This window comes from Arthrobacter sp. TJ-263 (assembly GCF_058269155.1).
In genome coordinates, this window is sequence record NZ_JBZCNE010000002.1 from 19,482 (window position 1) to 44,634 (window position 25,153).

At 71.3% G+C, this 25,153-nt stretch carries 27 protein-coding genes; 5 read left to right on the plus strand and 22 right to left on the minus strand.

Going from position 1 to position 25,153, the window contains the following annotated elements; genetic code table 11:
- Window positions 1-6: 6 nt before the first annotated feature.
- Genes argJ through AC4D2F_RS10725 form a run of 4 tightly spaced genes read right to left on the minus strand, consistent with a single transcriptional unit; the run spans window position 7 to window position 2,920 of the window.
- Window positions 7-1,176, minus strand: a complete 1,170-nt coding sequence (gene argJ / locus AC4D2F_RS10710; protein WP_490910574.1) for a bifunctional glutamate N-acetyltransferase/amino-acid acetyltransferase ArgJ — start codon at window positions 1,174-1,176, stop codon at window positions 7-9.
- Window positions 1,173-2,204, minus strand: coding sequence for an N-acetyl-gamma-glutamyl-phosphate reductase (argC, locus tag AC4D2F_RS10715; RefSeq protein ID WP_490910575.1), 1,032 nt, complete (start codon window positions 2,202-2,204; stop codon window positions 1,173-1,175). The genes argJ and argC overlap by 4 nt, the downstream gene beginning before the upstream one ends.
- 20 nt (window positions 2,205-2,224) lie before the next feature.
- Complete coding sequence (locus AC4D2F_RS10720; protein ID WP_490910576.1) at window positions 2,225-2,482, minus strand: hypothetical protein; 258 nt, start codon at window positions 2,480-2,482, stop codon at window positions 2,225-2,227.
- Window positions 2,483-2,509: 27 nt separating this feature from the next.
- A complete protein-coding gene (locus AC4D2F_RS10725; RefSeq protein ID WP_490910577.1) occupies window positions 2,510-2,920 on the minus strand; it encodes a VOC family protein in 411 nt (136 codons plus the stop codon).
- Window positions 2,921-3,004: 84 nt separating this feature from the next.
- Between AC4D2F_RS10725 and AC4D2F_RS10730 the strand changes: the two genes are divergently transcribed.
- Window positions 3,005-3,970: a quinone oxidoreductase family protein gene (locus tag AC4D2F_RS10730; RefSeq protein WP_490910578.1), complete on the plus strand. Its 966-nt coding sequence runs from the start codon at window positions 3,005-3,007 to the stop codon at window positions 3,968-3,970.
- 113 nt (window positions 3,971-4,083) lie between these two features.
- Here AC4D2F_RS10730 and AC4D2F_RS10735 read toward each other — a convergent pair whose 3' ends face one another.
- The 3 genes from AC4D2F_RS10735 to pheS form a co-directional block, all read right to left on the minus strand.
- A complete protein-coding gene (locus AC4D2F_RS10735; RefSeq protein ID WP_490910579.1) occupies window positions 4,084-5,700 on the minus strand; it encodes an HNH endonuclease in 1,617 nt (538 codons plus the stop codon).
- A gap of 310 nt (window positions 5,701-6,010) precedes the next feature.
- The gene (pheT, locus tag AC4D2F_RS10740; protein WP_490910580.1) at window positions 6,011-8,554 is read right to left on the minus strand and encodes a phenylalanine--tRNA ligase subunit beta; all 2,544 of its coding nucleotides are present in this window, start codon (window positions 8,552-8,554) and stop codon (window positions 6,011-6,013) included.
- Window positions 8,555-9,637 (minus strand): phenylalanine--tRNA ligase subunit alpha, encoded by a 1,083-nt coding sequence (pheS, locus tag AC4D2F_RS10745; RefSeq protein WP_104168957.1) that lies wholly within the window; start codon window positions 9,635-9,637, stop codon window positions 8,555-8,557.
- 186 nt (window positions 9,638-9,823) lie between these two features.
- Here pheS and AC4D2F_RS10750 point away from each other — a divergent pair, with 186 nt between their 5' ends.
- Window positions 9,824-10,294, plus strand: a complete 471-nt coding sequence (locus AC4D2F_RS10750) for a hypothetical protein (protein ID WP_490910581.1) — start codon at window positions 9,824-9,826, stop codon at window positions 10,292-10,294.
- Window positions 10,295-10,300: 6 nt separating this feature from the next.
- Here AC4D2F_RS10750 and pcp read toward each other — a convergent pair whose 3' ends face one another.
- The gene (gene pcp, locus AC4D2F_RS10755) at window positions 10,301-10,939 is read right to left on the minus strand and encodes a pyroglutamyl-peptidase I (protein WP_490910582.1); all 639 of its coding nucleotides are present in this window, start codon (window positions 10,937-10,939) and stop codon (window positions 10,301-10,303) included.
- Between the two features lie 67 nt (window positions 10,940-11,006).
- On the opposite strand from pcp, the gene AC4D2F_RS10760 reads away from it, so the two are divergent.
- Window positions 11,007-12,065 (plus strand): Rv2578c family radical SAM protein, encoded by a 1,059-nt coding sequence (locus AC4D2F_RS10760; RefSeq protein WP_490910583.1) that lies wholly within the window; start codon window positions 11,007-11,009, stop codon window positions 12,063-12,065.
- A gap of 52 nt (window positions 12,066-12,117) precedes the next feature.
- Here AC4D2F_RS10760 and AC4D2F_RS10765 read toward each other — a convergent pair whose 3' ends face one another.
- On the minus strand, window positions 12,118-12,573 hold the full coding sequence (locus AC4D2F_RS10765) for an NUDIX domain-containing protein (protein WP_490910584.1): 456 nt from the start codon (window positions 12,571-12,573) through the stop codon (window positions 12,118-12,120).
- 276 nt (window positions 12,574-12,849) lie between these two features.
- Between AC4D2F_RS10765 and AC4D2F_RS10770 the strand changes: the two genes are divergently transcribed.
- A complete protein-coding gene (locus AC4D2F_RS10770) occupies window positions 12,850-14,124 on the plus strand; it encodes an MFS transporter (protein WP_490910585.1) in 1,275 nt (424 codons plus the stop codon).
- Here AC4D2F_RS10770 and AC4D2F_RS10775 read toward each other — a convergent pair.
- The 4 genes from AC4D2F_RS10775 to infC all read right to left on the minus strand — a co-directional run bounded on the left by AC4D2F_RS10775 (window position 14,098) and on the right by infC (window position 16,978).
- Entirely contained in the window at window positions 14,098-15,057 is a 960-nt protein-coding gene (locus AC4D2F_RS10775) for a TrmH family RNA methyltransferase (protein WP_490910586.1), read from the minus strand. The two genes, AC4D2F_RS10770 and AC4D2F_RS10775, sit on opposite strands and share 27 nt — an antisense overlap.
- Window positions 15,058-15,102: 45 nt before the next feature.
- Window positions 15,103-15,492 (minus strand): 50S ribosomal protein L20, encoded by a 390-nt coding sequence (rplT, locus tag AC4D2F_RS10780; protein WP_104168963.1) that lies wholly within the window; start codon window positions 15,490-15,492, stop codon window positions 15,103-15,105.
- A gap of 96 nt (window positions 15,493-15,588) precedes the next feature.
- Window positions 15,589-15,783 (minus strand): 50S ribosomal protein L35, encoded by a 195-nt coding sequence (rpmI, locus tag AC4D2F_RS10785; protein WP_104168964.1) that lies wholly within the window; start codon window positions 15,781-15,783, stop codon window positions 15,589-15,591.
- Between the two features lie 106 nt (window positions 15,784-15,889).
- Window positions 15,890-16,978 carry a translation initiation factor IF-3 gene (infC, locus tag AC4D2F_RS10790; RefSeq protein ID WP_490910587.1) on the minus strand — a complete coding sequence of 363 codons (1,089 nt, stop codon included), beginning with the start codon at window positions 16,976-16,978 and terminating at the stop codon, window positions 15,890-15,892.
- Window positions 16,979-17,312: 334 nt separating this feature from the next.
- On the opposite strand from infC, the gene AC4D2F_RS10795 reads away from it, so the two are divergent.
- A complete protein-coding gene (locus AC4D2F_RS10795) occupies window positions 17,313-17,765 on the plus strand; it encodes a DUF1844 domain-containing protein (protein WP_219815771.1) in 453 nt (150 codons plus the stop codon).
- 100 nt (window positions 17,766-17,865) lie between these two features.
- Here AC4D2F_RS10795 and AC4D2F_RS10800 read toward each other — a convergent pair whose 3' ends face one another.
- The 9 genes from AC4D2F_RS10800 to AC4D2F_RS10840 form a co-directional block, all read right to left on the minus strand.
- Window positions 17,866-19,167 (minus strand): MFS transporter, encoded by a 1,302-nt coding sequence (locus AC4D2F_RS10800; protein WP_490910588.1) that lies wholly within the window; start codon window positions 19,165-19,167, stop codon window positions 17,866-17,868.
- A 26-nt stretch (window positions 19,168-19,193) separates the two neighbouring features.
- Window positions 19,194-20,048, minus strand: a complete 855-nt coding sequence (locus tag AC4D2F_RS10805) for an SseB family protein (protein ID WP_490910589.1) — start codon at window positions 20,046-20,048, stop codon at window positions 19,194-19,196.
- Window positions 20,045-20,803, minus strand: coding sequence for a bifunctional 1-(5-phosphoribosyl)-5-((5-phosphoribosylamino)methylideneamino)imidazole-4-carboxamide isomerase/phosphoribosylanthranilate isomerase PriA (gene priA, locus AC4D2F_RS10810; RefSeq protein ID WP_104168968.1), 759 nt, complete (start codon window positions 20,801-20,803; stop codon window positions 20,045-20,047). The genes AC4D2F_RS10805 and priA overlap by 4 nt, the downstream gene beginning before the upstream one ends.
- A gap of 105 nt (window positions 20,804-20,908) precedes the next feature.
- A complete protein-coding gene (locus AC4D2F_RS10815) occupies window positions 20,909-21,067 on the minus strand; it encodes a hypothetical protein (RefSeq protein WP_167398985.1) in 159 nt (52 codons plus the stop codon).
- 15 nt (window positions 21,068-21,082) lie between these two features.
- Entirely contained in the window at window positions 21,083-21,721 is a 639-nt protein-coding gene (hisH, locus tag AC4D2F_RS10820) for an imidazole glycerol phosphate synthase subunit HisH (protein WP_104168969.1), read from the minus strand.
- Window positions 21,718-22,335 (minus strand): imidazoleglycerol-phosphate dehydratase HisB, encoded by a 618-nt coding sequence (hisB, locus tag AC4D2F_RS10825; RefSeq protein ID WP_490910590.1) that lies wholly within the window; start codon window positions 22,333-22,335, stop codon window positions 21,718-21,720. The genes hisH and hisB overlap by 4 nt, the downstream gene beginning before the upstream one ends.
- A gap of 118 nt (window positions 22,336-22,453) precedes the next feature.
- On the minus strand, window positions 22,454-23,143 hold the full coding sequence (locus tag AC4D2F_RS10830) for a DUF2461 family protein (protein WP_490910591.1): 690 nt from the start codon (window positions 23,141-23,143) through the stop codon (window positions 22,454-22,456).
- Between the two features lie 86 nt (window positions 23,144-23,229).
- Window positions 23,230-24,324: a histidinol-phosphate transaminase gene (locus AC4D2F_RS10835; protein ID WP_104168972.1), complete on the minus strand. Its 1,095-nt coding sequence runs from the start codon at window positions 24,322-24,324 to the stop codon at window positions 23,230-23,232.
- 84 nt (window positions 24,325-24,408) lie between these two features.
- A complete protein-coding gene (locus AC4D2F_RS10840) occupies window positions 24,409-24,879 on the minus strand; it encodes a LysM peptidoglycan-binding domain-containing protein (RefSeq protein ID WP_490910592.1) in 471 nt (156 codons plus the stop codon).
- Window positions 24,880-25,153: the final 274 nt, after the last annotated feature.

Below are 25,153 nucleotides of genomic sequence, written 5' to 3' on the forward strand. Positions count from 1 at the left end.
CTCCCGTCAGCTCGAGTAGGCGGAGTTCTCGTGCACGTACTCGTGCGTGAGGTCGTTGGTCCAGATCGTGGCGCTCGCCGTCCCGGCGGCGAGGTCGATCTCGACGGACACGTCCCGGCCGGTGAGGTCCACGAGGTCGCGCGGATCCCCGATCCCGCCGTTCCGGCAGATCTGCACGCCGTTCATCGAGACGTTCAGGGCGTCCGGCTCGAAGACGGCGTCGGTGGTGCCGACGGCCGCGAGGACGCGGCCCCAGTTGGGATCGTTGCCGAAGATGGCGGTCTTGAACAGGTTGGAGCGGGCGACGGCGCGGCTGACCACCTCGGCGTCGCGCTCGGACGCGGCGTTCATGGTGGTGACGGCGATGGTGTGGCTCGCGCCCTCGGCGTCGTGGATGAGCTGCGCCGCGAGGTCGAGGCAGACCTGCGTGAGGGCCCTCGTGAACTGCGCCGGGTCCGGTGTGACACCCGCGGCGCCGGAGGCGAGCAGCACCACGGTGTCGTTGGTGGACATGCAACCGTCCGCGTCGGTGCGGTCGAAGCTCACGCGGGTCGCCTCCCGCAGGGCGGCGTCGAGGGTCGCGGCATCGAGGGCGGCGTCCGTGGTGAGGACCACGAGCATGGTGGCCAGGCCCGGCGCCAGCATGCCGGCTCCCTTGGCCATCCCGCCGATCGCGTAGCCCTCGCTCGCGGCGTCGGCCGTCGCCGGGTACCGGGCCTCCTTGGCCACCGTGTCCGTGGTCATGATCGCCTCGGCGGCGGTGGGTCCACCGCCCCTGCCCAGGGATCCGGCCGCGTGGGTGACGCCGACGAGCAGCCGGTCCATCGGGAGCTGTTCACCGATCAGGCCGGTGGAGCACACGAAGACGTCGGTCGCGGAGATCCCGAGGAGCTCGGCGGTGACCTCCGCGGTCCGGTGGGTGTTCTGGAAGCCCTCGGGTCCGGTGCAGGCGTTGGCGCCGCCGGAGTTGAGGACGACGGCGTCGACGCGTCCGTCCGAGACGACCTGCCGGGACCACAGCACGGGTGCCGCCGCCACGCGGTTGGAGGTGAACACGGCGGCCGCGTTGTGCAGCGGTCCGTCGTTGGCGACGAGGGCGACGTCGGGCTTGCCGGTGCTCTTCAGGCCGGCGGCGACGCCCGCAGCGCGGAACCCGCCCGGATAGGTGATGCTCACGGTGCGATCCCCTGGATGGTCAGGCCCGCGGTCTCGTCGAGTCCGAGGGCGATGTTCATGGACTGCACCGCGCCACCGGCGGTCCCCTTGGTGAGATTGTCGATGACGCAGCTCACGATCACGCGACCCGCGTGGTCGTCGAAGGCCAGCTGGAGGTTCGCGTAGTTGGAGCCGAGGACCGCCTTGGTGGTGGGCCACTGGCCCTCGGGCAGCACCCGCACGAAGGACTCGGCCGCGTAGGCGTCCTCCCACGCCTGCCGCAGCTGCGTGTACCCGACGCCGGGCTTCACGCGGGCGGTCGCGGTGGTCAGGATGCCGCGGGCCATGGGCGCCAGTGTGGGCGTGAAGGAGAGGGACACGCGCTCGCCGGCGGCGCGGCTCAGGCCCTGCTCCATCTCGGGGGTGTGGCGGTGCCCGCCGCCGACGCCGTAGGGGCTCATACCGCCCATCACCTCGGACCCGAGAAGGTGGGGCTTGACGGCCTTGCCCGCCCCGGAGGTGCCGGACGCGGAGACGACGACGACGTCGTCGGGCTCGAGGAGGCCCGCGGCGAAGCCCGGGGTGAGGGCGAGGAGGACGCTCGTGGGGTAGCAGCCCGGGACGGCGATCCGGCGGGCTCCGGCGAGACCGGCCCGGTGACCCGGCAGTTCGGGCAGTCCGTAGGGCCAGGTGCCCGCGTGGGCCGAGCCGTAGAACTTCGTCCACGCGGCGGGGTCCTGCAGGCGGTGGTCGGCGCCGGCGTCGATCACGAGCGTGTCCGCCGGAAGCCGGGCGGCGACCTCGGCGCTGGCACCGTGGGGCAGGGCGAGGAAGACGACGTCGTGTCCGGTGAGGACCTCGGGGGTCGTCTCCTGCAGCACCCGGTCGGCGAGGGAGTGCAGGTGGGGCTGGACGTCGCCGAGGCGCGCACCGGCGTTGCTGTGGGCCGTGATCGCCCCGACCTCGATGTCCGGGTGGTTGGCGAGGAGCCGCAGGATCTCTCCTCCGGCATACCCACTGGCGCCTGACACGGCTGCGGTGAACGTCATGGCTTCAGCCTACAACAACATCATGCATAGCCATACATAGTTATGCACTCAGGCTTCGTCCGGCGGTCGTGACGCCCGCACGGAGGCTCAGGTTGTGACCCCTGCTGTCGTGACGCCCCGCTACGGACGGGGCAGACCTCGACACGGCCCGTGCTGGTGCGGGCCGCCGGGTTCCGGCTGTCCCGGGCATGCCGGTCGTTCTCCTCGAGGTCGACCGCTGCCGCGTGCACGGCGTGAAGGGACTCGTCCGCGTCGATGAGGATGGCGAACTGCGCCATGGGTCGTCCTTCCGCAGTCGTGCGCGGTCACGCGTGGGGCTCGTACCCGATCAGCCAGCGAAGGCCGTGGCGATCGGTGACCTGGCCGTCCGAGGCACCCCACGGCTTCGGAGTCAGCGGGGCGATGCTCGACCCGCCGACCGACAGCTTGTCGAACCATGCGTGGAGGACCGTCGGCTCGGCGGTCCCCAGCAGCGACAGCATGAGGCCCTCGCACCGCACGGTCTGCTCTCCTGCTGCCGCATCCGATCCTGCGAGGGCGACGACGCCGTCGAGCACACCATGGGCCACGGCATCGGGCGGGCCGTCCGTCCTGCCGAACTCTGCATAGGAGTGCAGGGTCAGCTCACCGCCGAACACGTCGGCGTAGAAACCCAGCGCCTCCCGTGCGGTTCCGGGAAAGCTGAGGTAGACGAGGGGTGCGGGTGTGGTGGGCATCACGTCAGCCTGCCACACCCCGGCCCGGGCACACAGGAACCACCGCAGGAATAGCATGAGGGAACGCCACCGAAAGGAAGCACCATGCCCTCAGCCATCGTCGTCACCGCACCGGGCGGTCCGGACGTCCTCAGCCTCGCGACCGTCGACCGCCCCGCCCCGGGCCCGGGCCAACTGCTGGTGAGGGTCGCCGCCGCAGGGGTGAACTTCATCGAGACGTATCAGCGCAGCGGCGCCTACGCCGTCGACCACCCCTTCACCCCGGGGGCCGAGGCGGCCGGGACGGTGGAGTCATCCGGCGAGGACGTCTCGGGCTTCTCCGCCGGCGACCGCGTCGCGTTCGCCGAGGGGACGGGCACCTATGCGGAGTACGCCCTCGTGGACGCGGACCGGGCGCTTCCGGTGCCGGAGGGCGTGGATCTGGAGACCGCGGCCGCCCTCCCCCTGCAGGGCATGACCGCCCACTACCTCATCAACTCCACCTTCCCCGTCCAGCCCGACCACACGGTGCTCGTCCATGCGGGCGCGGGCGGCGTGGGCCTGCTGCTGATCCAGCTCCTCAAGGCGAAGAGTGCCCGCGTGATCACCACGGTCTCGACGCCGGAGAAGGAGGACCTCGCGCGCACCGCCGGCGCCGATGAGGTGCTGCGCTACGAGGGGTTCGCCGACGCCGTGAAGACCCTGACGGACGGCGTCGGGGTGGACGTCGTGTACGACGGCGTGGGCCGGGCGACGTTCGACGACTCGCTGCGCTCACTGCGGATCCGCGGCACCCTCGTGCTCTTCGGGGCGGCCTCCGGCGCGGTGCCCCCGTTGGAGCTGCAACGCCTCAACAGCGGCGGCTCACTCTTCGTCACCCGGCCCACCCTCGCGCACCACCTGCTCTCCCCCGAGGAGCGCCGCTGGCGTTCGGAGGAACTCTTCGGCGCCGTCGCAGCAGGCCAGCTCGATGTGCGCATCGGTGCCCGGTACCCGCTCGCCGATGCGGCCCGCGCGCACGAGGACCTCCAGGCCCGACGTACCACGGGCAAGGTGCTGCTCATCCCCTGAGCCTGGGCTGCGCGTCAGCAGGCTGACGGCAACTGAAGAGATCATCGCGGACGCGCACCTCGCGGACCCTGCGCCTTCGTGGGCAGGTTGGTGACGACGACCTCCACGACAGGTCAGGCGAAGAGCAGCTGGGCCCGCCTGGATTGTCGCGTGTAGGGGTATGCCGGAGTGCTGTGATCGTCTTGCGCGTTCTCCCACTCCTGCTCGCGTTCATGCTCTGGACGGTGCGCGTATTCTCGCTCGTGCCCGCGTTCGCGTTCGTCCGGGCTGCTGCCGGGCAGGGGTGGTGCGGTGGAGTGGTAGGTGTGGCCGGTGGGCGTGCTGATCTCGATGACGTGCCGGCTCCCTGGGCTAGAGCGTGGCCTTGTGTGCCAGCCGGTGAGTTCCTTGGTGTGGTTGCACGCTTCACAGAGTCCGGCCCCGTTGGACAGGCTCGTGGACCCGTCCTTGTGCCAGGGGATGATGTGGTCGTAGTGGCGGATCGGCGCATCGCAGTACGGGGCCCGGCACAGATGGTCGCGGGCCTCGATGAAGCGGCGCTGCCCGGCCGTGAAGAGCCGGGCCCTCGACTCGACGGCCACCAGCTCCCCGCTACCCGGGGCGGTATAGAGGCGCCGCAGCCAGACCTGGAACCCCTGCCGGGCCTCAATTCCGTCCTCGGAAGAGCGCTCGGCAGCGTTCCCGCCTCCGCCGCTCCCACCGCAGTGCGTCCCTGGCCGCTGGGAGGGCTGGCCGGAGGCCTGCTCGGAGGCCGGCCCGGTGGTGAGGAGGTCCCGCGCCCAGCCGGCGGGGACGATCCCGTAGCCCGGCAGGCGGGCCGGCTCAGCATCGCCCTGGAACAGGGTCCGGTCCGTCATGACCAGCTGCACCCCGACCCGGGAGAACCCACCCGGGGTGCCCGTGGTCCGCTCCACCAGCGCATCGGCCATCAGCTGACCCCGACTCCGGGGATCCCCCGCCGCCCGGCGGGTGTCGGCGTGCCGGGTCAGTTCCGCGTGCACCGCCACCCCCTGCGCGACCGGCAGCAGGGCGGTCAGATACGTCATGGTGTCCGGGGCCGGCCGCAGACTCACCCGCCGGTCCGCCGCCGCGTGACTCGCCCGCTGGGTCACCGAGCGCGGGTCCCGCCGGTACGCCGCCGCCCGCGCCGCGGCCACGATCTGCCGGTCCCCGGCCCCGTCGAAGGCACCCGTGTCCGCGGCCAGGTCCTCATCGACCGCGCACCGGTCCGCAGCGGAGAGGCAGACCGTCTCCCGCACCAGCAGCGTCGCCCGCCACTCGTTCAACAACCCGGCCTCCACAGCGGCCATGGTGTGCGGCATCTCCGTCACCAGAGCCCGCGCGAACCCGAGCAGCCGTCCGCCCCGGGCGGGCGACTCACGCCGGGCCAGGGCGATCTGCGCGGCCACCCCCTTGCCCTGCTCCACCGGCACACCAGCCGCCGCCTGGGACCGGCGCTGGTCCAGGTCGAACGCGACCGCGATCCGGGCCTGCCGGGCGGCGATCAGACACTTCAACTCCTCCGAATCGCCCACCTCATCGATCAACTCCGGACCATCCGTCGGCACGGGAAGGGACGCGAGGACGTCGATCAGATCCCGCACAGAGCCGATCCGCACAAACTCGGACGGGATGACGACCGGCTGAATCGGATCCGACGGGTTACCGTGCCGCCGCGAACCACCACCGATATCCGTGGTGTTGAGCGAAGCAATCCGGCTGCTGTCCATACTGAATTCTCCCCGCTGGCACCGACATTATGCGGTCGCTACGAACGCCGCCGGAGGGGAGGAATCGGCAATGACCAGGGGTGTTTCCGGTTGGGATTGCCGATGCCAGAGAGGCAGACCACGCATCAGGGATGGAGCTATTCCAAAGGGCGCAGCACGCCGCGATCCCTGGACGGGCAACACGAAGATCTCCTCGCGCTCTTCGCTGCGGCCGGTCCGGAGCCTCGCATCCTTCGGCTGCGATGGACCCCTCATCCACACGGAAGGCCCGCCCCCACACCGGGAACGGGCCTTCATGGTGCTGGAGGACTCAGCGCTGCACGGCGCCATGCCGCTCGGCCGCGAGGGCCACGGCGGCGTCACGCGCCGCGCTGGCCTCGTCCGCCGTCAGGGTACGATCCGACGCGCGGAACCGCAGGGCGAAAGCCAGGGACTTCTGCCCCTCGGGGATGCCCTGTCCCGTGTAGACGTCGAACAGGCTGACGTCCTCGAGGAGCACCCCCGCACCCTCCCGCAGGGTCTCGAGCACATCTCCCGCGACCACCGAGGCTTCGACGACGAGCGCGACGTCCTGCGTGGCCGGCGGATAGGTGGACAGCGACCGCGCGACGATCACGTCGGCAGCGGCCTCGAAGAGGAGGTCCGCGGTGATCTCCAGGGCGACCGTGCGCGCGGGAAGGTCCTGCGCGGCGATCAGCTTCGGATGCAGCTCGCCCGCGTAGCCCAGCACTTCGCCGCTGCGCAGCGAGAATTCCGCCGTGCGGCCGGGGTGGAACGCCTGGTGGCTGCCCTGCCGGACCACGACGTCGACGCCGGTGACCTGCGCCATGAGCTGCACGGCGTCGACGGCGTCCGCCCAGTCCCAGGCGCGCGGGGCGACGCCGGCCGACGGCGCCGTCTCATGACCCGTGAACAGCGCGGCCACCACCAGCGGCTGGTTCGGGATCCCCGCGTGCAATCCGTCGAGGACGTCGTCGTCGGGCCTGATGCCCAGCGGCGGGATGGACTCGGAGCCCAGGACGCCGTCGGGCAGGAAGACCGACCCCGCCTCGAACAGGGCCAGGTCGCGGAAGCCGCGCGAGTGGTTCCGCTTCGCCAGCTCCACGAGGCCGGGCAGGATCGAGCGGCGGAGGAAGCCGAGTTCGGCACTGAGCGGGTTCGCGAGCTTCACCGAGGCAGGCGCCGCGCCCTCGTCCGGGGTGCCGAACACGGCGTTCGACGCCTCGCTGACGAACGGGTAGGAGAGCACCTCCGTGAGCCCTGCTGCCGCGAGGGCGTTCAGGAGCCGGCGGCGCTGCTGCTGCACGCGCGTCAGGCCGCGCCCGGGCGGGGCGACGGGCAGCGAGGAGGGGATCGTGTCGTAGCCGACGAGCCGGATGATCTCCTCGGTCAGGTCCTCGCGGGTCTCGAGGTCGCTGCGCCAGCTCGGGGCGGTGACGCGGTAGCCGCCCTCGGTCTCCTGGACCGTCGCCCCGAGGTCCGTGAGCGTGCCCCGGATCTGCTCGTCGCTGAACTCGCGTCCGATCAGGCGGGCCGGGAAGTCGGCGGGCAGATCGATGACCCGCGGTTCCGGTGCCTCGCCGACGTCGGTGGCGGCGTCGTCGACGGTCCCGCCGGCGAGCTCGAGGATGAGTTCGACGGCGCGCTGCGCGGCGATGTCGGCCACGTCCCAGTCCACGCCGCGCTCGAAGCGCTTGGACGCCTCCGACGGCAACCGGTGGCGACGACGGGACCGGCCGATGCTGACGGCGTCGAAGTGGGCGGACTCGATGAGCACGTTGTCGGTGCTCGCCGAGACCTCGGTGGAGGCGCCACCCATGACGCCGGCGATACCGATGGGACCGGACGCGTCGGTGATGAGGAGGTCCTCGGCATCGAGCGTGCGGTCCTTGTCGTCGAGGGTCCGCAGCGTCTCGCCCGCAGCGGCGCGTCGGACCACGATGTCGCCGGAGAGCTTGTCGAGGTCGTAGAAGTGCAGGGGCTGGCCGAGCTCGAGCATCACGTAGTTGGAGATGTCGACGACGAGCGAGATGGAGCGGATGCCGGCGAGGCGCAGTCGCGCGGACATCCACGGCGGCGTGGGGCGTGTGGGGTCGACGCCGCGGACCGTCCGCGCCACGAACCGGTCGCAGCCGGGCGTGCCGTAGACGGGAGCGGCGTCCTCGAGCCGCACCGGGTATCCCCCGGGCGCGGCCGCCGGGACGACGACGGCGGCAGCCGGGTCGGTGAAGGCCGTCCCGGTGGCGTGCGCGTACTCCCGGGCGGCGCCGCGGATGGAGAAGCAGTACCCGCGGTCGGGCGTCACGTTGATCTCCGCGGCCTGGTCGTACAGGCCGAGCAGTTCCATGGCGTCGGCGCCCACCTCGGGGTCGAGCCCGAGGGTGGAGAGCACGAGGATGCCGTCGTGGTCGTCGCCGATGCCGAGTTCACGCACGGACGCGATCATGCCGGCGGACACGTGCCCGTAGGTCTTGCGGGGGCTGATGCGGAAGTCACCCGGCAGCACCGAGCCGGGCAGGGTGACGACCACCTTGTCGCCCTCGACGAAGTTGTGGGCGCCGCACACGATGCCCTGCACGCCGGACGGGTCGATGCCGTCCCCTGTGAGGCTCTGCTGGGCACCCTCGGGCACCACGCGGACCTCGCACCAGTTGATGGTCTTGCCGTTGGACTGCGGTTCCTTGACGATGCTCAGCACCTGGCCCACCACGATCGGGCCGGTCAGCTCGTCGGTGGGACGGTGGACGTCCTCTTCTTCGAGGCCTACCTTGACCAGCTCGGCCATCACGTCTTCCGCGGTCGCATCCGCAGGCACGGCTGCGTATTCGCGCAGCCAGGACAGTGGGATTCTCACCTAGATCTCCATCCCGAAGTGTTCGCTGAAACGTACGTCGCCCTCGATCATGTCCCGCATGTCGATGACCTCGTTGCGGAACATGAGTGCCCGCTCGATCCCCATGCCGAAGGCGAACCCGGAGTAGACCTCCGGGTCGATGCCGGTGGCGCGCAGCACGTTGGGGTTGACCATGCCGCAGCCGCCCCACTCGATCCAGCGGGGGCCGCCCTTGGCGCCCGGGTGCCAGATGTCGAGCTCGGCGCTCGGCTCCGTGAAGGGGAAGAAGTTGGGGCGCAGGCGCACCTTGGCGTCGTCGCCGAAGAGCTGCTGCGTGAAGTGCTCGAGCGTGCCCACGAGATCCGCCATGGTGAGTCCCTTGTCGATGGCGAGGCCCTCGAACTGGTGGAAGACCGGCGTGTGGGTGGCGTCGAGCTCGTCCGTGCGGAACACCTTGCCCGGGCACAGGACGTAGATCGGCAGGTCGCGCTCGAGCATGGAGCGGGCCTGGACCGGCGAGGTATGGGTGCGCAGCACGAGGTGGGCCTCGGGCGGCTCGACGAAGAACGTGTCCTGCATCTCGCGCGCCGGGTGGTCGGGCTTGAAGTTCAGGGCGTCGAAGTTGAACCACTCGGACTCGAGCTCGGGTCCTTCCGCGATTTCCCAGCCCATGCCCACGAAGACGTCGCTGACCCGCTCCTGCAGCGTGGATAGCGGGTGCCGGGCGCCGGTCCGACGACGGCGCGGGGCTGCGGTGACGTCCACGGCCTCCTCGACGAGGATCCGTGCGTCACGCTCGGCCTCGAGCTCGACCGTGCGGGCGGCGAGCGCCTGGTTGATCTGCCCGCGGGCGGGCCCGATGTTCTTGCCCGCCGCCGACTTCTGCTCCTTCGGCAGGGCGCCGATGCCCCGGTTGGCGAGGCTCAGCGCGGACTTCTCACCGGTGTGTGCGATCCGGACCGCTTTCAGCCCGTCGAGGTCGGCAGCAGCAGCGATGTCGGCGAGCGCGGCGTCGACGGCGGAGGCGACCGACGCGGCGTCCAGCGGATCGGGGACCTGGGCATCGCGGCCGGCAGGCCCGGCGTGCTCTGGGGTTTCGGCCATGGGGTTGCGTACCTTGCACTCTCGGAACGTGCGGCGGGCCATTCGCCGGAGCGGGCCACGCCGTGGACAGGAAAACGCCGGGACGCAGCGGGGCGTACCGGCGTCCCAAGTCTAGGCGACGGGTTCGGCCGTGGGACAACCGCCCGCTACTGACTGGGTGGTGCGTCGCCGCCGTACGATGGCGGCATGAACCGGAGGCTCGTGCCATTCCTCAACTGGATCAACCTGTCGACGCCGTGCGGCCTCGCCGTCGCCGCCCTGTCCGGCTGCCGCGTCTCACCCGGACCGTACGGCATCCTGCTCGCGGAGGGCTACCGCCGTCGGCTGCCCAAGGCCCGTGCCTTCACGGTGGGCAGCGTGGTCCTGCTGCGGGGCAGCGCTCCCCGCAGCGCCCCGCCCGCGTTCCTCCGGCTCCTCGAGCACGAGGCGCACCATGCCCGCCAGTACGCAGCGTGCCTCGGCCTGCCCTTCCTCCCGGCGTACCTGGTGGCGGCGGGCTACTCGCTCCTGCGCACCGGGGACCCGGCGTCGCGCAACCTCTTCGAGCGCGGAGCAGGGCTCGCCACCGGCGGCTACCGTGAGCGGCCGGTGCGTCCGCTCACGACGGCGATCGGGGCTGCGGTCACGTCGATCGGTTCCCGCTCCCGCCGAGGGTGACGCCCGTCAGTGCTCCGCCCCTGCGGTGATGCGCAGGTCGAGGGCGGTCTCCGCCGTCGTCGTCGCGATCGCGGCCAGGGCCGTGGCCATCGCCTCGACGGCGATGCCTGGCTGCCCGTGGGCGGCACCCTGCTCCGAGGAGAAGGGCACGTGGACGAACCCGCCCCGGGTCCCCTGCCGACCCTTCAGCAGGTCCATGAGCCCGTAGAAGAGGTGGTTGCAGACATAGGTGCCGGCGGTCTGCGACACCTCGACCGGGATTCCCAGCCCGGCTACGGTCTCCCGGCACGCCTTGATGGGCAGGGTAGTGAAGTACGCTGCGGGGCCGGCGGCCACCACGGGTTCGTCGATGGGCCGGCGGCCGGCGTTGTCGGGGATGCGGGCGTCGTCGACGTTGATGGCCACGCGTTCCAGCGAGATCCGCTCGCGCCCGCCGGCCTGCCCGACGCACAGGACGATCTCCGGTTCGAACTGACCGAGGGCGGCCTCCAGCACCTCGATGCTCCGGCCGAAGGCGCACGGCACCTCCACGGCGACCGCCTCCCGTCCCTGTGCGCGCAGCAGTTCCGCCGCACGCTGTGCGGCCTGCCAGGACGGATTGGTCGATTCTCCCCCGAAGGGTTCGAAGCCGGTCAGCAGGATCATGCCCCCAGCCTAGTGGCCCGGCCGGGCGACGGTGACGAGATATTAGTACGCGTGTTCTAATAGGTTCATGCGATGGGAAGGGCAGAGGATCACGGGCGACGACGACGCGCCGGCTGCTCCGTCCCTGTTGCCGCTTGCCGGGCTCGTCAGGACGGTGCGGACGCCGGACTTCGCCGGCATCACCTTCCACGAGGTCGCGGCGAAGTCGGTCCTCAACAGGGTCCCGCCCACGTCGTCGATGCCCTTCTCCTGGACCATCAACCCGTTCCGCGGCTGCTCCCATGCCTGCGTGTACTGCTTCGCCCGGAAGACCCACAGCTATCTGAACCTCGACACGGGACTCGACTTCGACGCGCAGCTCGTCGTCAAGATCAATGCCGCCGAGGTGCTGGCCCGTGAACTGGGCCGCCCCTCCTGGACCCGCGAGCACGTGGCGCTGGGAACCAACACGGATCCGTACCAGCGGGCCGAGGGGCGCTACCGGCTCATGCCGGGCATCATCTCCGCCCTCGCGGACTCGGGGACCCCCTTCTCCATCCTGACCAAGGGCACCCTCCTCGCCCGCGACATCCCGCTCCTGAGGGCGGCCTCGCGATCGGTCGGCGTGGGCATGGGGATCTCCCTCGCGCTGGTGGATCCGGTCCTCGCCGAGGCGATCGAACCCGGCACCCCCGCCCCGAAGGCACGGCTCGCACTCATCTCCCGGCTCCGCGAGGCCGGGCTGCCGTGCGGGGTCATGGCCATGCCGATCCTGCCCTGGCTCACCGACGGCGACGCATCGCTCGACCAGCTGTTCGGCGCCCTGGCCGACGCCGGGGCCACGGGCGTGACAGCCGGCCCCCTGCACCTGCGACCCGGTTCCCGCGAGTGGTTCATGCAGTGGCTCGCCGCGCACCACCCGCAACTCGTCCTGCGGTACGAGGAGCTCTACCGGGGCGGGAGCTACGCGTCGAAGGAATACCGGGACTGGCTCTCCGGGAGGATCCGCATCTTCCGTCGCAAACACGGCCTCGTGGCGGGCGCCGGCTTCTTCCGCAACCTGTCGGCCGACCGGCAGCCCGGGGCCACCGCGACCGTGCCACCCCCCGCCCCGACCCCGGATCCCGTCCAGGCCTCTCTGTTCTGAAGGCCTGCCCCCAGGGCACCCTCGTGGGCGGAATCGTCTGAGGACCCACCCGTCAGCGGGCGGTGCGGGGCGCCGTCGCTGAGCGCAGCGCGGCGAGGATGGGCCGGTCGGCGGGGATCCACGGCAGCGCGTCGAGCTCCTCGTCCGGATGGAGCGGCAGCCAGCGCAGCTCGTCGTGGTCCTGCAGCGGCATCGCCTCCCCCGCCGTGACCTCTGCCAGCCATACGCGCATGGCGGCCCGGTCGTTGAGCGGCCACCCCTGCGGCCCGGGCCCGGTGATCTCCCTGCCGAGCTCTGCGGTGACGCCGAGCTCCTCCTCGAGCTCGCGCAGCAGGGCGGCCTCGCAGCGCTCTCCCGCCTCCACCTTCCCTCCGGGGAACTCCCACATGCCGGCGAACTGCGGCGGCGCCGACCGCCGGGCGACGAGCAGGCGGGTGGGCCGCGCGAGGGAGTCGACGACGGCCGCCCCCACGATCTGGAGGAGCTGGTCCGAGGGTGGTTGCGTCACCTGCCGAGTCTATCGACGACTCCCTGCATCCCCGATCGTGGTGATCGTCCGGCCTCGGCCCGGCCCGACGATCACCGCATCACCATGAACCCCGAACCCCGAGGCTTGCAGCACGAATTCCGTCTGCCGGGTGCCGCGGTCGTATTTCGGGGCGGCACGGCGTTGTCGCCTAGGCTTGAAGGGACGACGGTGTCCGTGTCGCCGTCCGCCCCCGGTTCCCCGGAGGAGTCCGGCGGCCGATCCTCCCGCCCCCGAGATTCAGCCGCAAGGACATCCATGACTGCCTCCGCTCCCCCGTCGACGTCGAACCGGCTGACCGGCCGTCCACTCCTGTTCGCCATCGGCGCCCTCGCGGTGGGTGGTTTCGCGATCGGCACCACGGAGTTCACCATCATGGGCCTGCTCGAGGAGATGCGGGCGGATCTCGGCGTGGACTACGCGCAGGGCGGGCATGTCATCTCCGCCTACGCCCTCGGTGTCGTGGTGGGCGCGCCCGTCCTCGCCACCCTCGGCGCGAAGAAACCGCAGCGCGCCGTCGCCCTGGCGCTCATGGTCCTGATCACGGTGGCCAACCTGTCGTCCTACTTCGCGTCGGATTTCGGCTGGATGCTGGCGTCGCGGTTCCTGTCGGGCCTTCCCCACGGAGCCTACTTCGGTGTCGCCGCCGTCATCGCGGCATCGCTCGCCGATCCCGCGCGGCGGGGGCGCGCCATCGCCATGGTGATGCTGGGACTGAGCATCGCCAACGTGGTGGGCGTCCCGTTCGCCACGTGGCTCGGCCAGGAGTTCGGCTGGCGCTCCATGTTCCTGCTCGTGGGAGTGATCGGGGCGACGACGCTGGTACTGATCCGCGCCTTCGTCCCGGACGTCCCCGTGCGGCCGGGCGCGAGCATCCGCAAGGAGCTGGGAGCCCTGCGCCGTCCGCAGCTGTGGATGACCCTGCTCATCGGCATCGTCGGTTTCGGCGGGTTCTTCGCCGTCTATTCGTACATCGCGCCGACCATGACGGAGGTGGCCGGCCTCAGCGCGTCGCTGCTGCCCCTCGTCGTCGCGCTGTACGGCGTGGGCATGGTGGTCGGCAACATCCTGGGCGGGCGCCTCGCGGACAGATCCATCATGGGGAGCATCTACGGGGTCATGGTGGCCATCGCGGCGGTCCTGCTGCTGTTCCCCCTCGCGGCGACGATCCCGTGGACGGCCTGCCTCTTCGTCTTCCTAGTCGGCACGAGCGGATCGGCGCTCATCCCGCCGCTGCAGGCGCGCCTGCTGGACGTCTCGCCGGGAGCGCCGTCGCTCGCGTCCTCGATGAACCACTCGTCGCTGAACACGGCCAACGCGCTCGGCGCAGCGCTGGGCGGCGCCGTCATCACGGCCGGATGGGGGTTCACCGCACCCGCCATGGTCGGCGCGGTGCTCGCGGTCCTGGGGCTCGGCGTCGCCCTGCTCAGCGGCAGGATGGACAGGCGTGGCCACGCCGACCGCCGACCGGCGCACGGCGACGCCGGAACGGCAGGGCCGACGGACTCAGCGGATGCGCTGCGCGCGGGCTGAGGCGTACAGGCAGACGGTGGCGGCGGTCCCGACGTTGAGGGACTCCGCGCTGCCGTAGATGGGCACTGCGACGCGCGCGTCCGCGGCGGCGGTGACGTCGGCCGGCAGGCCCTGCGCCTCGTTGCCGAACAGCCAGGCGCCGGCGTCCTCGAGGCGCACCGTGCCGGCGCCGCCGCTGCTGCCGATGTCGCCGCCCGGCTCGCCGTCCGGCCGGTCCTGCGGGGGGTGCACCGTGGCGAACCTGCGCTGCGCGCTGGCGTCCTGGAGGTCGTCGAGGCTGGTGCTGCCATAGCCGTCGGCCGCGAGGACGGTCATGCCCGCGTCCCGCAGGCGGTCCAGCAACCCCTCGGGTTCGACGCCGAGGACCAGCGGGAGGTGGAAGAGCGACCCGACGGTGGACCGTACGGTCTTCGGGTTGTAGGGATCCACGCTCGCGCCGGTCAGGATGACGGCGTCGGCCCCCGCCGAATCCGCCGCCCGGATGATGGTGCCCGCGTTACCCGGGTCCCGCACCTCGACGAGCACGGCCATAAGGCGCGGCGCGGCGGAGAGCACGTCGTCGAGCGGGACGTCGACGAACCGGCACACCGCGACGAAGCCCTGGGGCGTGACGGTGGACGACATGGCGGCGAGGACGTCGGCGGTGACGAGACGCACGGTGGGGGCGCCGTCCTGCCCGGAGAGGTCCGCGATGTCGGTGTGGCGCTCGAGCGCGTCTGCCGTGGCGTACACGTCGACGACGACGCCGCCCTCCCCCGCCGCATGGCGGATGAGGTGCAGGCGGAGGGCCTCCCGGACCGCCTGGGGACCTTCGGCCAGGAACTCCCGCCGCCTTAAACGCGACGGACGCCCGGCCAGGCGTGCCACCTCCTTCACCCGGTCAGCGTGGGTGTTGGTCATCAGTGGCGCCTGGGGGCGTCCGTTCACAGTCATCGTGTTCCGGTGTGCGGGCCGCGTGGCCCGCAGCAGCCGATGCGCCTAGGCCGAGGCCTTGAGCGGTGCCGAGGTGTCCGCCGGCAGGGCGTTCTTGGCGATCTGCACGAGGGCCGCGAAGGCTGCGCCGTCGGTGACGGCGAGATCGGCGAGCATACGGCGGTCGACCTGGATGTCGGCGGCCTTGAGGCCCTGGATCAGGCGGTTGTAGGTCAGGCCGTTGGCGCGGGACGCAGCGTTGATGCGCTGGATCCACAGGCGACGGAAGTCGCCCTTGCGCTTGCGGCGGTCACCGTAGCTGTAGACGAACGAGTGGAGCAGCTGCTCCTTCGCCTTGCGGTACAGGCGCGAACGCTGGCCGCGGTAACCCTTGGCGCGCTCGAGGATGACCCGACGCTTCTTGTGGGCATTGACTGCCCGCTTCACACGTGCCACGTGCGTACTCCTTCAGTTCTTCTCCGGTCACGGCTTCGGCCGTGAGCGCCGCACCGTGGGTGCGTGCGCTTTCCCGGGAGGGGGGTGGATTGGTGGTTAGACGCCGAGCATCTTCTTGATGACCTTGCTGTCGGCCTTCGAGACGATCTTGTCGCCGGCGAGACGGCGCGTCACGGTCGAGGACTTGTGCTCGAGGTAGTGGCGGCGGTTGGCCTGCTGGCGCTTGAGCTTGCCGCTACCGGTGAGCTTGAAGCGCTTCTTGGCGCCACTGTGGGTCTTCATCTTCGGCATGGGAACCGATCTCCTTTGGATAGCCGGGGCGGGTGCACCCGGAGTTCGGCACCCGAGGGTGCCTGCTGGTTTCGATCGTGCCCGGTGGTAGGACGGGGCCGGGGCCCTAGTCCGTGCTTCCGGGCTTGGGGCGGCTGGTCGGGCTCTTGGTCGGAGCCGTTCGTCCCGCGGGCTTGGGGGGTGCCGGCGGCCTGGGCGCTCCGGGCTTCGGCATGGCCATGGGCTTGGCTGCCACGGCCGGCTTCGGCGCCGGCGCAGCATCCGGTGTCGATGCCGGGGCTGCGGCCTCCGTCTTCGCCGCCGGGGCGGAGGAACGGGAGGGTGCGGGCCGCTCGGCCGCAGACCTCGACGACGTCGACCGCGGGGCCGACGACGTCCGGGCCGGAGCCTGACGAGCCGGTGCGGCCTGTCGGGCAGGAGCGGCCTGGGCAGGTGCCGCCGCGGCCGGAGCCTCGGTGGCCGCCGGAGCGGCCTCGGGTGCCTGCTGCACGGTCGCCTCCGGAGTCTCCTGTACAGGAGCTTCCTCGACGGGAGCCTTCGGAGCCTCGGGCTCGCTCCTGATCTCGTAGCCCTCGGGCAGCAGGTCCGCGAGGGACTGCGTCAGCGGTGCACCGCTGGACCCGGAGGTATCGACCCGCTTGGGCTCACCCCCCGACTTCGCGACCTCGTTGGCAGCCTTCGCCTCGGCACGCTGGGTCTCCCGGCGGGCCTCCGCCTTGGCCTCGGCCTTGTTCTTCGTGGGACCGATCACCATGACCATGTTGCGTCCGTCGATGCGCGGCGTCGACTCGACGACACCGACCTCGGCGACGTCGTCCGCGAACTTCTGCAGCAGGCGGATACCCATCTCGGGTCGCTGCTGCTCACGTCCGCGGAACTGGATCATGGCCTTGACCTTGTCGCCGGCGCCGAGGAAGCGCATGGCGTGCCCACGCTTGGTTTCGTAGTCGTGCGTATCGATCTTGAGGCGGAAGCGGATCTCCTTCAGGACCGTGTTGGTCTGGTTCTTCCGCGCCTCGCGCGCCTTGACGGCCGCTTCGTACTTGTACTTACCAAAATCCATGAGCTTGGCCACCGGAGGCTTCGCCTGCGGTGCTACCTCGACAAGATCCAGGTCGGACTCGGCGGCAAGTCGGAGTGCGTCCTCGATACGGACGATTCCTACCTGTTCGCCGGCAGGTCCGACCAACCGCACCTCGGGAACGCGGATACGATCATTGATTCTTGGCTCGCTAATGTGTGACTCCTGTGGATTCTCGAGCTGAAAACCGCCTGCAGACGAAAGAAGGCCTCCCATTGCATGCGCAATCGGAGGCCTCGTCGACCGGTCGTCCGCCGTCGGGGAAGCCTGGGCTTCCTGCGCGATCAGCGGCAGCACCGACCAGGAACCCGGCTACCTGCAATACGACCTGAGGTCGCACCAGGCAAACGCGGGTGGGAGAGGACTCCGCTTGCAGACCGGCGCGTGAGCCTGCTCGAAGAACACAGCGGCTAACAGCGACCGGTTGGTCTATGCCAAGCTTACCAGTATGAACACGCCACACGACAACCCGCAGCACGCCCCCTCCGAGGAGCCGGCCGGCGCCTCCCGCCGCAGCTTCGCCGAGGAGCAGGACCACGGCCACGCTGCCTCGGACGAGGCCGAGCAGGGCGTCCGGCAGCAGATGCGGGACATCTCCGAGGTGGCCGCCGTGGAGGTCATCGTGACGTCGGCGGTGCACCTCATGAGCGCAGCGGCCGTGAAGTGCGGCCTCGGCCACGAGGAGAACGCCGAGCAGCTCAAGGACCTCGACGAGGCCAGGAAGCTGATCACCGCGCTGGCCGGATTCGTGACGGCGGCCGCCCCCGAGATCGGGTCCCAGCACGCAGGGCCGTTGCGCGACGGGCTCCGCTCGCTGCAGCTCGCGTTCCGTGAGGCCTCGATCATCCCGGATGCGCCCGGCCAGGGCCCCGGAGAGAAGTACACGGGTCCCGTCAACTGATCCCGTCGTCCCGCGGCCGCCAGGCTTCGAACGGCCCGTGCCCCACCGGGCACGGGCCGTTCGCGTTCGAGGGAGGCGGTGTGCGGGTGGGCGCGCCCGCCTAGCGGGAGGCGCCGGCGGTATCCACCGCGGGCGTCCGGCTGCCGAGGTCCCGCGCCAGGAACCCGGCGACGCCGATGAGCGCGGCGACGACGCCCACCGCGGTGAAACCGCCCCACGGACCGACGGCATCGATGAGGAGCCCGGCCACCGGCGCTCCGAGCGCGACGCCGGAGGTCAGCGCGGAGCCGTACCAGCCCATCGCCTCGCCCCGCCGGTCCTCGGCCACGAGGTCCGCGACCTTCTCGGAGGCGGCGGAGAGGACGGGCGCGCAGAGCAGGCCCGCCGGGATCGACAGCAGGGCCAGGGACAGCGTGGTCTCGGCGAACCCCATGGGGAGTGTCAGCAGGGCCATGCCGAGCAGGAGGAGCGATGGCGGGATCGGCCGGTGCAGGGCGCCGTAGACGAGTCCGCCGACCACCGACGCGGCACACCACGCCACGAAGACGAGGCCGAGCTGGCTCTCGTTCCCCGTCTGCTCGAGCGCGGCGACGATGCCCACCTCGGTACCCGAGAGGAGCAGCCCGGCACCGGCGGCCGTGATCATGACCATGACCAGCGGCACGGTGATCCAGGGCAGCACCCTCCGCACTCCGCGGCGCAGCACCGACGCAGCGCGCCGCTCCTGCGTGCCGGAGTTCCGGGCGCCGATGAGGTCCGCCGCGGCCTCGTTCATCCCGGCGGGCGCGGAGGCCGCGACCGTGACGGCGTCGGGCAGCTGGTCCGACCGCGTGGGCGGGTTGAACCACATGAGGAACAGGCCCGCCGAGGCGGTGGCGATCCCGACCAGCGTCAGGCCGAGCACCGTGGACACCTGGGTGGCCAGGACGACGCCCACCGCAGGGCCGGCCATGAAGATGACCTCGGTGGAGATGGCGTCGAGCGTGAAGGCCGTGCGCCGCCGGTCGCCGTCCACGAGGACCCCGAGCGCCTGGCGGATCACGGAGAAGGCGGGCAGGGTGAAGAGTCCGCCGACGAGCGCCGCCACGAGCAGCCACTGGTAGGACAGGTGCGGTGCCACGGACCAGATGACGGCTTCCGCGACGACGGACGGGATGAGCGCGCGCCGCAGTCCCGCGCTGTCGATTTGCCGGCCGCGCCACGGCGCGCCGACCGCGATGCCGATCGTGACGACGGCGGCGACGGCGCCCGCTTCCGCGTAGCCGCGGTCGAGGGTCTGGACGACGTGGAGCGTGAGCAGCACCCCGGCGGCGGAGTGCGGGAAGCGGGCGATCATCCCGACGAGGAGCAGCCTCCGGACGGAGCGGATGCGCAGCAGGTCCCGGTATACGGCGAAGTTCACTGTTCGTCTTTCTGGCCGACGACCCGTCAGCGGGTGAGTTTGATGTCGAGCGAGTCGACGCGTTCCACGAAGCCGGTGAGGCCGAGGAGCTTCCCGCGGAAGGAGGCGACGGCGTCGCGCACCCCGTCGGGAGACAGGCCCGGGCGGAGCCGGAGATCCATGCGCAGTTCGGGGCCCGGTCCCCCACCGGAGGCAATGCTACCGCCGGCCGTGCGTGTCAGCACTCCGCCCGCCGGCCGCAGGCCCACCCCGAGGACGTCCTCCTCCAGGCCGGCCGCTTCCTCGACGAGCGACGCCAGTGCCGGGTCCTCGTACGACGGCGTCCACGGGACCTGCTGGGCCAGGGCCCAGACGGCAGGGCGCCGCAGCACGAACGTGAGATCGGCCCCCGGGTCGAGCACCATCAGCTGCGCATCCTCGGCAGCGGCCGCGAGGGCTGCCCGTGACGCGTAGGCCGCGACGGGTCGCGCGTCACGGTGCCAGCGGCCCAGCGCCTCGGTCGAGGAGAAGACCGGGAGGGCCTTGCGGCCGTCGGGCGCCGTCAGCGTGACGAGCGCCATCTCGGCCTCCTTGTCGGAGTGCAGCCCGGTGGCGGCCTCCGCCTGGTCGCTGAGCCGTGCGACGATCGGGATGAACACCCGGGCCGTGGTGAGGGCCCCGAACACGGCCCGCTCGGCATCGCCGGGCCGGCCCGCGGGTCCCACGAGCCCGGCAAGTGCTGCGAGGAGTCCCGGGTCCGCCGCACCGTCGTCGTCGTCGAAGGCGTGCAGCGGGTTCTCCGGACCGGACAGGTCGCGGCCCGCCCACGGCTGCCCGGCGGAATCCGCCGTGTTACCGGCGAGAGCGGCGGCGATGTGCGCGGGGAGCTGCCGGCCGCTCACGTGTCCGAGGCGGGCAGCCCTGCCACGTCCAGGGCCTGCGGCAGGGTGAAGGCCCCGGCGTAGAGTGCCTTGCCGACGATCGCGCCTTCGAGCCCGAGGGGCACGAGTTCGCGGAGGGCCGCGATGTCGTCGAGGCTGGAGATACCGCCCGAGGCGACGACGGGGCGCGTGGTCTTCGCCAGGACGTCCTTCAGGAGGGCGAGGTTCGGGCCCTTGAGGGTGCCGTCCTTCGTCACGTCGGTCACGACGTAGCGGGCGCAGCCGGCGTCCTCCAGGCGCTGGAGGACCTCCCACAGGTCCCCGCCCTCCTCGGTCCAGCCGCGCGCCGCGAGCGTGGTCCCGCGGACATCGAGCCCGACGGCGACGGCATCCCCGTACCGGGCGATCGCCCGCTCGGTCCACTCGGGGTCCTCGAGCGCCGCGGTGCCGAGGTTGACGCGTGTCGCTCCCAGCTCCAGCGCCGCCTCGAGCGACGCGTCGTCGCGGATGCCCCCGGAGAGTTCCACCTTGATGTCGAGGTTCCTGACGACGCGCTCGAGGAGGTCCTTGTTGGACCCCCGACCGAAGGCGGCGTCGAGGTCCACGAGGTGCACCCACTCGGCGCCGGCGTCCTGCCAGGCGCGGGCCGCGTCCACCGGATCCCCGTAGCTGGTCTCGCTGCCCGCCTCGCCCTGCACCAGGCGCACGGCCTGGCCGTCGGCGACGTCGACGGCGGGGAGGAGCTCGAGGGTGGGCGATTCGGTGAAGGGGCTCATGGTCTGCTTTCGTACGGGCGGCGGCGCCGCGGTGGAGGGGCGGGATGTGGCGGTGCGGGGCGGGGTGTGGCGGTGCGGGGCGGGGTGTGGCGGTGCGGGGCGGGGTCAGTCGCCGGGCAGCGTGAACAGGTAGGCGGCCAGGAGCGCCAGGCCGGCGAGGGCGAGGAAGGCGATCCACACCCAGCGCGGGAACTCCTGGCCGCGCAGGGAGAAGGCGCCGCCGATGAGGAGACCGGCGACCCCCATGAGCACGAGGCTCAGCATCGGTTCACCACCGGATCAGCGCAGCCCGTCGATCCAGTTGCGCAGGAGCCGGGCCCCCGCGTCACCGGACTTCTCGGGGTGGAACTGGGTGGCGCTGAGCGGACCGTTCTCGACGGCGGCGATGAACCGGCCACCGTGGTCGGACCAGGTGACCTGCGGCGGTTTCATGGCGGGCTGGGTGACGTCGAAGGACCAGTCCTGCACGCCGTAGGAGTGCACGAAGTAGAACCGTTCGTCGCGGAGTCCGTCGAACAGGACGGTGTCCTCCGGCGGTTCCACGGTGTTCCAGCCCATGTGGGGCACGACGTCGGCCTTGAGGCGTTCGACGGTGCCGGGCCACTCGCCCATGCCGGGCGTGCGCACGCCGTGCTCCACGCCCTCGTCGAACAGGACCTGCAGGCCCACGCAGATCCCCAGCACGGGCCGACCGCCCGCGACCCGGCGCCCGATCATGCGCAGGGCGTCGACGTCCTTGAGGCCCTTCATGACGGCGGCGAACGCGCCGACCCCGGGGACGAGCAGACCGTCGGCGTTCAGGACGTCGTCGGGCTTGGCACTGAGGACGACGTCGGCGCCCACGTGTTCGAGGGCGCGCACCACGGACCGGACGTTGCCCGACCCGTAGTCGAGGACGGTGACGGTGCGCGCGCTCATAGCGCTCCCTTCGTGGAGGGGATTCCCTCGACCCGCGGGTCCGGTTCGACCGCCGCACGGAGCGCCCGGGCGAGGGCCTTGAACTGGGCCTCGACGATGTGGTGCGGGTCGCGGCCGCCGAGGACGGTGACGTGCAGGCAGATCTGGGCGTGCAGGGCGAGCGCCTCGAACACGTGGCGCGTCAGCGACCCCGTGAAGTGCCCGCCGATGAGGTGGTACTCCTGGCCGGCCGGCTCCCCGCCGTGCACGAGGAACGGACGCCCGGAGATGTCGACGACGGCGTTGGCGAGTGCCTCGTCGAGGGGGACGGTGGCCTCGCCGAAGCGTCGGATTCCGGCCTTCGTGCCGAGGGCGATCCGCAGGGCCTCGCCGATCGCGATGGCCGTGTCCTCCACCGTGTGGTGGACGTCGATGTGGGTGTCCCCGGAGGACCTGATGGTCATGTCGATGAGCGAGTGCTTCGACAGCGCGGTGAGCATGTGGTCGTAGAACGGCACCGTGGTGTCGATCGACGACGCCCCGGTGCCGTCGAGGTCGATCTCGACGAGGACATTGGACTCGCTCGTGACGCGCTCGATACGGGCCGTACGGCCGCGGGCGGCATCAACTGTCATGGCATCTTCCTTCTGTGCGCGTCGTTCAGGCGCGGATCGACGTGGGAACAGGACGGGCGGCGCGAGCCGCCGGGCGGTCCTGCCCTTCAATTCTAGGTGTACCCGCCCTGCACGCCGATCACGGGGCCGCGGTCCGGCGGCGCGGGCCGAACCGCTGCTCCGCGGTGAGTGCCGATGCTCCCACGTAGCGGGCGAGCCACTCGTGCAGCGCGGCGGGTTCGCGCAGCAGCTCGTCGATGCCCGACGACGCGGAGGCGACGTCCGTCCACGCGGGCCGGCGCACGCGGTGGTCGACCTCGATGCCCTTCCACCGCAGCAGATCCGCCCGGGGATGGTCCGCCGGGTAGCCGCGGGGCACACGCTTCAGCGGTTGCGCCCGTCCGGGACGGACCATCATCCCCCGCGCGGTGATCGTCCCGATCGCGGCCACCAGGGCCGGGCCCGCGACGTCGTCCGCCACCGCGGCACGGAAAGCGGCGAGCTGGTCCGGTGCGGGAAGCGGCAGGCCGGTTGCCACGAGGAGGCCGATGCTGCTCACGCGGAGGAAAGCGCCCACACCGTCGGGCCGCTCGGCGACCGCTCCGATGAAGGTCTTGTACGGCGGACTGTCCGGCCGGAACCTGACGTCGTTGTGCGGGCGGTAGATCCGCCAGTCCGAGAAGACCGTCAGGGCCGCGCACACCGCGGCGAAGACCGGCCGGATGCCGACGTCGTACAGCCTGCGCTGGCGGGCCCAGAACTCGCGGGTGTTGTCCGCCTCCAGCCGCGCGAAGAACGATTGAGCCTCATCGAAGATCGGCCGATCCATGCGACACATGATCGGCGATGCGCCCGGGCGGCGCAAGGCCCGCATCGAGTGGCCCCGACACCCCCGGACCGACCCGGGATCGACGGTCAGAGCAGCGTCGCCAGGGCCGTCAGGAACGCCGTCGTCTCCTCCTCCGTACCCGCGGTGACCCGCAGGGATCCCGGGATGCCGACGTCACGGATGAGGACGCCCGCGTCCAGGAGACCCTGCCAGACACGGTGCGGATCCTCGAGGCCCGAGAAGAACACGAAGTTCGCATCCGACGGCGCAGGCGAGAGTCCGAGGGCCTCGAGCTCCCGGACGATGCGGTCGCGCTGCACCTTGATCGCCTCGACGTTCGCCAGGAGCGTGTCCGCGTGGGTGAGGGCCGCGTTCGCGGTCGCCTGGGTGATGGCGGAGAGGTGGTAGGGCAGTCGGACGAGCCGCAGGGCGTCGGCGACCTCCGGCGCCGCCGCGAGGTAGCCGATGCGCGCCCCGGCGAGGGCGAAGGCCTTGCTCATGGTCCGCGACACGAGCAACCGCGGACGTCCGGGAAGCAGGGTGAGGGCGCTCGCGGTGCCCTCCTGTGCGAACTCGCCGTAGGCCTCGTCCACGATGATGATGGCACGCGCGTCCTCGCCGGCCTCGTAGGCCGCCTCCACGACGTCGAGGCCGAGCGCCGTGCCGGTCGGATTGTTCGGCGAGCACAGGAACACGATGTTCGCGCCCGATGCGCGAACGGCGTGGGCGGTGTCCTCCGGCGTCATGGAGTAGGCGGCGCCGCGGGCGGCGGTGACGTAGCGCGTACCGGTCCCGCTCGCGAGCAGGGGGTACATCGAGTAGGTGGGCGGGAAACCGATGGCGGTGCGCCCGGGTCCGCCGAAGGCCTGAAGGACCTGCTGGAGCACCTCGTTGGACCCGTTGGCAGCCCACAACTGATCGGGGGTGAGGCCGTGCCCCAGATAGTCGGCGAGGTTCTTCCGCAGGTCGGAGAATTCGCGGTCGGGGTACCGGTTGAGGCCTGTGGTGGCCTTCGCGACCGCCTCCACGATGGCCGCGTGCACATCTGCCGGCACGCCGTACGTGTTCTCGTTGACGTTGAGCAGGATCGGGACATCCAACTGCGGCGCGCCGTACGGGTGCAGCCCGACGAGGTCGTCGCGCAGGGGGAGGTTGGCTAGGGCTTCAACGGAGGAGGGCACTGCTTCAGTTTAAGGGACGCGGCAGTTCCTGCAGGAACGGCCCATGGTCCGGCGCGCTGGCGGGAAGCGGGAAGCGGGAGCCGCTCACCCCGCGGCCGGTACCGCGATGCTCTGCCCTGCCTGCACCACGGAGCTGGGCAGGTCGTTGAGTTCGACGATCTCGGCGACGACGTCCCGGGGATCACGCTCCGGCGCGTGGCGCACGGCGAGATCCCACAGCGTCTCCCCGGTGACGACACTCACCTCGACCGTGACCGTGGCCGTGGGTGCCGACTCCCCCGCCTGGGCGTGGGAGGTCAGGAACGCCGCGAGGAGGATCAGGGCCGCGACGCCCAGGGCGATGGGCAGGCCGACCAGGAGCAGGCGCCCTCGCCGCGTGAGCGTCAGGGGGCGGTCCGCACTGCGCTGCGTGGAGGGACGGGACGGCGCCATGAAGCTCGAGGTCGGGGAGGCGGTGGGGGACGCGGGCGATTCAGGCGTGGGGACGAGCCTGAGGTGGCTGTCGGGGCGAGCGGGCGTCCACAGCGAGCTGCCATGCAGTACGGGTGTAACCATTGCCGTTCCTCTTTCCTTCGAATGCCCTGACCGGGCGAAGCACCGGGTTCGAACACACGTTCTAATAAGCATCTGCCTATTTCTAGCATCTACGATCGACCCGTGTCGAGACTCGGTCGAACATATGTTTGAAAAGTGCCCTCGACTGTCCTAGCGTGAAGAGATCAGGACATCGTCGACGGATGCTGCTCTCCGAGGGCCGTTCCGTGGTCGATGCATCTCACACAACCAGCCGCCTCTGACAAAACGGTTTCCGGACCACGGAAGCCGACCG

Bases quoted from the DNA above. Each gene is read 5' to 3' on its own strand.
- AC4D2F_RS10830 (WP_490910591.1), bottom strand. From the start codon at position 23,143: ATGGATCGGCCGATCTTCGATGAGGCTCAATCGTTCTTCGCGCGGCTG.
- AC4D2F_RS10750 (WP_490910581.1), top strand. From the start codon at position 9,824: ATGAACCGGAGGCTCGTGCCATTCCTCAACTGGATCAACCTGTCGACG.
- hisB (WP_490910590.1), bottom strand. From the start codon at position 22,335: ATGACAGTTGATGCCGCCCGCGGCCGTACGGCCCGTATCGAGCGCGTC.
- AC4D2F_RS10775 (WP_490910586.1), bottom strand. From the start codon at position 15,057: ATGACTGTGAACGGACGCCCCCAGGCGCCACTGATGACCAACACCCAC.
- hisH (WP_104168969.1), bottom strand. From the start codon at position 21,721: ATGAGCGCGCGCACCGTCACCGTCCTCGACTACGGGTCGGGCAACGTC.
- AC4D2F_RS10760 (WP_490910583.1), top strand. From the start codon at position 11,007: ATGCGATGGGAAGGGCAGAGGATCACGGGCGACGACGACGCGCCGGCT.
- AC4D2F_RS10795 (WP_219815771.1), top strand. From the start codon at position 17,313: ATGAACACGCCACACGACAACCCGCAGCACGCCCCCTCCGAGGAGCCG.
- AC4D2F_RS10840 (WP_490910592.1), bottom strand. From the start codon at position 24,879: ATGGTTACACCCGTACTGCATGGCAGCTCGCTGTGGACGCCCGCTCGC.
- AC4D2F_RS10730 (WP_490910578.1), top strand. From the start codon at position 3,005: ATGCCCTCAGCCATCGTCGTCACCGCACCGGGCGGTCCGGACGTCCTC.
- pheS (WP_104168957.1), bottom strand. From the start codon at position 9,637: ATGGCCGAAACCCCAGAGCACGCCGGGCCTGCCGGCCGCGATGCCCAG.
- rpmI (WP_104168964.1), bottom strand. From the start codon at position 15,783: ATGCCGAAGATGAAGACCCACAGTGGCGCCAAGAAGCGCTTCAAGCTC.
- AC4D2F_RS10735 (WP_490910579.1), bottom strand. From the start codon at position 5,700: ATGGACAGCAGCCGGATTGCTTCGCTCAACACCACGGATATCGGTGGT.
- pcp (WP_490910582.1), bottom strand. From the start codon at position 10,939: ATGATCCTGCTGACCGGCTTCGAACCCTTCGGGGGAGAATCGACCAAT.
- AC4D2F_RS10725 (WP_490910577.1), bottom strand. From the start codon at position 2,920: ATGCCCACCACACCCGCACCCCTCGTCTACCTCAGCTTTCCCGGAACC.
- AC4D2F_RS10815 (WP_167398985.1), bottom strand. From the start codon at position 21,067: ATGCTGAGCCTCGTGCTCATGGGGGTCGCCGGTCTCCTCATCGGCGGC.
- AC4D2F_RS10720 (WP_490910576.1), bottom strand. From the start codon at position 2,482: ATGGCGCAGTTCGCCATCCTCATCGACGCGGACGAGTCCCTTCACGCC.
- priA (WP_104168968.1), bottom strand. From the start codon at position 20,803: ATGAGCCCCTTCACCGAATCGCCCACCCTCGAGCTCCTCCCCGCCGTC.
- argC (WP_490910575.1), bottom strand. From the start codon at position 2,204: ATGACGTTCACCGCAGCCGTGTCAGGCGCCAGTGGGTATGCCGGAGGA.
- AC4D2F_RS10770 (WP_490910585.1), top strand. From the start codon at position 12,850: ATGACTGCCTCCGCTCCCCCGTCGACGTCGAACCGGCTGACCGGCCGT.